Raw genomic sequence first — 3015 nt, forward strand, 5'->3', positions numbered from 1 at the left:
CACGAGAACTGCCTCCACTTTCCGTGATTCTCTGCGCACGCAATGAGGCTGAAAATCTTCGTAAAATTCTACCTGCCATTTTGGAACAGGACTATCCACAATTTGAAGTGATTGTCATCAATGATGCTTCCACAGATGATACCGAGGATATATTGGGAGTGATGGAAGAAAAATATCCTCATCTTTACCATAGTTTTACGCCCGAAAGTGCACGCTATATCAGTCATAAGAAACTGGCTCTGACGTTAGGCATCAAAGCCAGCAAACATGACTGGCTGGTATTTACGGAAACAAACTGTATGCCCGCCAGCAACCAATGGCTAAAACTGATGGCACGTAATTTCACACCGCAGACTCAAATTGTGTTAGGATATAGCGGATACGACCGCACAAAGGGATGGTTGCACAAACGTACTGCATTCGATACTTTGTTCCAGTCTTTGCGCTATCTGGGATTCGCTTTAGCCGGAAAACCTTATATTGGTATCGGACGCAACCTGGCTTACCGGAAAGAACTATTCTTTCAACAGAAAGGTTTCTCCAAATACCTGAATCTGCAACGTGGAGAAGATGATTTATTCATTAATGAGCTAGCTACCTCCTCCAACACCCGTGTTGAAACAGACTTCAACGCTACCACACGAATACAGCCCGTATATCGCTACAAAGATTGGAAAGAAGAAAAGGTTAGTTATATGGCTACTGCCAGATTCTACCATGGAATACAGCGTTACCTACTGGGATTTGAGACATTTTCCCGTTTGTTATTCTATGCTGCCTGTATAGCAGGTATCGTATTCGGATTTCTTAATTTCCACTGGCTGGTAGCAGGCATCGCATTCCTGATCTGGTTACTGCGCTTTACAATACAAGCTGTCGTTATCAACCGCACGGCCAAAGAAATGGGTGGAGGACGGAAATACTATTTCTCGTTACCTGTTTTCGACCTTATCCAACCTATACAGTCATTAAAGTTCAAACTCTGCCGTTTCTTCCGGGGAAAAGGGGATTTCATGAGAAGATAAACCGGATTTCGTGAAAAGGCAGACTTATTATTGAATCAATCGCTGCATATAAATAGCATCCGAACCATCGTGATAATAGCATGGCTTTATTCCAGCAGGAATAAAGCCATTTTTCATATATAGTCCGATAGCCGAAGTATTGGTCACTTTCACTTCAAGCGTAATCTTTGTAGCCTTACATTCGCCGGCCGTCTGAATCGTCTGATCCATCAATACCTGCCCCAGTCCTCTTCCTCTATAATCCGGATGAACAGCTATCGAATAGATTCTTAAATAGCGAGTTCCCCCATGAAATAACAGGGAGACATAAGCAACCACCCTATCCTCCTCCATCATCACATAGAAAGTTCCTTTCGAACGGCTTATCAGATAGGCAAACTGCTCCTTTGAGAAACTGTCTTCCTGGAAACACTCCCACTCTATTTCCAAAATAGCGGGAATGTCTGCCTGCTGTGCTTTACGGACGACTATCGGCTCCATAATCAATAATGTTTCGTTTCTAACACTTGTTCAAAGTGATTCAACAAACGGTAATACATTTCATCACCGATAATGGCATCTTCCAGTCCATGATCGATGCTCGGATTATCATTGATTTCAATTACATAAGCCTTATCATCCACCATTTTCAGATCGACTCCATACAACCCTTTTCCTATCAGATTGGCAGCCTTAACAGCTGTATCCAATACCACACGAGGCACCTGATAAATAGGAATCGTATCTACCAATCCACAACGGCTTCTGCCCGAATCATAGTGACAGTAAATCTGCCAGTGTCCTTTTGCCATATAATATTTGCAGGCATAGAGCGGTACACCATTCAATAGACCGACACGCCAGTCAAATTCCGTTGGAGTAAATGCCTGTGCCAGCAAGATAGCCGATTTTTCAAACAGTATCTTCAGACTGGCTTGCAGTTCTTCTTCGTTCGACACCTTTTTCATACCAATGGAATAAGAACCATCCGGTATTTTCAGGATAAAAGGAGCACCTACCTGTTCGCTTATCTGTTCGAACGAATGATGGTTGGATTGAAAAATCAATGTAGACTTGGGAGCAGGTATCTTTTCCTTCTCAAAAAGTTCCTTCAGATACACTTTGTTCGTACACCGGATGATAGACAGCGGATCGTCAATGACAGCCATTCCGTTTTGTGCAGCCAACTGTGACAAATGGAATGTATAATGATTGAGCGACGTTGTAGTACGAATAAACAAGGCATCAAATTCGAGCAAACGGATAGCGTCATCTTCGGTAATCATCTCCACATGGATATTCATTTTCTTAGCCACCTCCGTCAATTTGTGCAAAGCGCCTTTATTGCTGGGAGGAAATTTCTCCTGTGGATCGACCAATACAGCGAGACTGTAACGAGAAGCCTTTGCCGACTTCGGTGCACGCCATATTTTCTTGTTAAAGTTATCCAGCGTATTGGCAAAGAAATCCTGCTCTGCATCATTGAGCTGATTCAGGGGAAGAAAATGAATGCCCTCGATCTGATTTCTGGGATGAGTATTTAAAGCCACTCTTAACAATGGACAAGGGTAATTCTCGAAAATAAAACGCGCAATCCGTTCCAGACCTTTTTCCCGGCATTTGCCAAAGTAGATATTCAGATACCAGATATCATCCTTGATGTCATTCTTCTGTATCCATTGATAGCAAAGGGCTTGCAGACTACGATCCATCCGCACCCCCGTTCCAGCCTCCATTTTGTTGATGATATCAACATCCGGAATGACTTTCTGTCCTCTCGTTTGGGCTAGCAGTGAACAGTAATACCCTTCAGAGTTATAGCTGTAATCATTGCTAAGATTAATAACTAACTTCCGGTCTTTTTCCACCGGCTTGTTTTTCAGATAGTCGGAAACAGTCAGGACACTACTTGTCTCATAATACGGTTTCCAGTCATCCAGATTATCCAACAAAATTAACACATTATTCATAATGGTTAAAAATTAAACCTACAAGAGGATATTAAGTAAAT

Annotated in this window: 3 protein-coding genes; 1 reads left to right on the forward strand and 2 read right to left on the reverse strand. The window is 42.5% G+C overall.

What is annotated here, in order from left to right:
- Positions 1 to 1025: glycosyltransferase (locus tag ACT8YW_RS22665; protein ID WP_444107223.1), on the forward strand; the 1025-nt coding region annotated here is incomplete at its 5' end.
- Between the two features lie 27 nt (positions 1026 to 1052).
- Here ACT8YW_RS22665 and rimI read toward each other — a convergent pair.
- Together rimI and ACT8YW_RS22675 are read right to left on the reverse strand one after the other, a co-directional pair.
- Positions 1053 to 1505, reverse strand: coding sequence for a ribosomal protein S18-alanine N-acetyltransferase (gene rimI / locus ACT8YW_RS22670; protein WP_444107224.1), 453 nt, complete (start codon positions 1503 to 1505; stop codon positions 1053 to 1055).
- A gap of 2 nt (positions 1506 to 1507) precedes the next feature.
- Positions 1508 to 2974 carry a RimK family protein gene (locus tag ACT8YW_RS22675; RefSeq protein WP_117933914.1) on the reverse strand — a complete coding sequence of 489 codons (1467 nt, stop codon included), beginning with the start codon at positions 2972 to 2974 and terminating at the stop codon, positions 1508 to 1510.
- Positions 2975 to 3015 lie beyond the last annotated feature (41 nt).

It is taken from the genome of Bacteroides sp., assembly GCF_052357945.1.
GTDB lineage: Bacteria > Bacteroidota > Bacteroidia > Bacteroidales > Bacteroidaceae > Bacteroides.

Excerpts from the sequence above, each read along its gene's own strand:
- rimI (WP_444107224.1), bottom strand. The coding sequence starts at position 1,505 with ATGGAGCCGATAGTCGTCCGTAAAGCACAGCAGGCAGACATTCCCGCT.
- ACT8YW_RS22675 (WP_117933914.1), bottom strand. The coding sequence starts at position 2,974 with ATGAATAATGTGTTAATTTTGTTGGATAATCTGGATGACTGGAAACCG.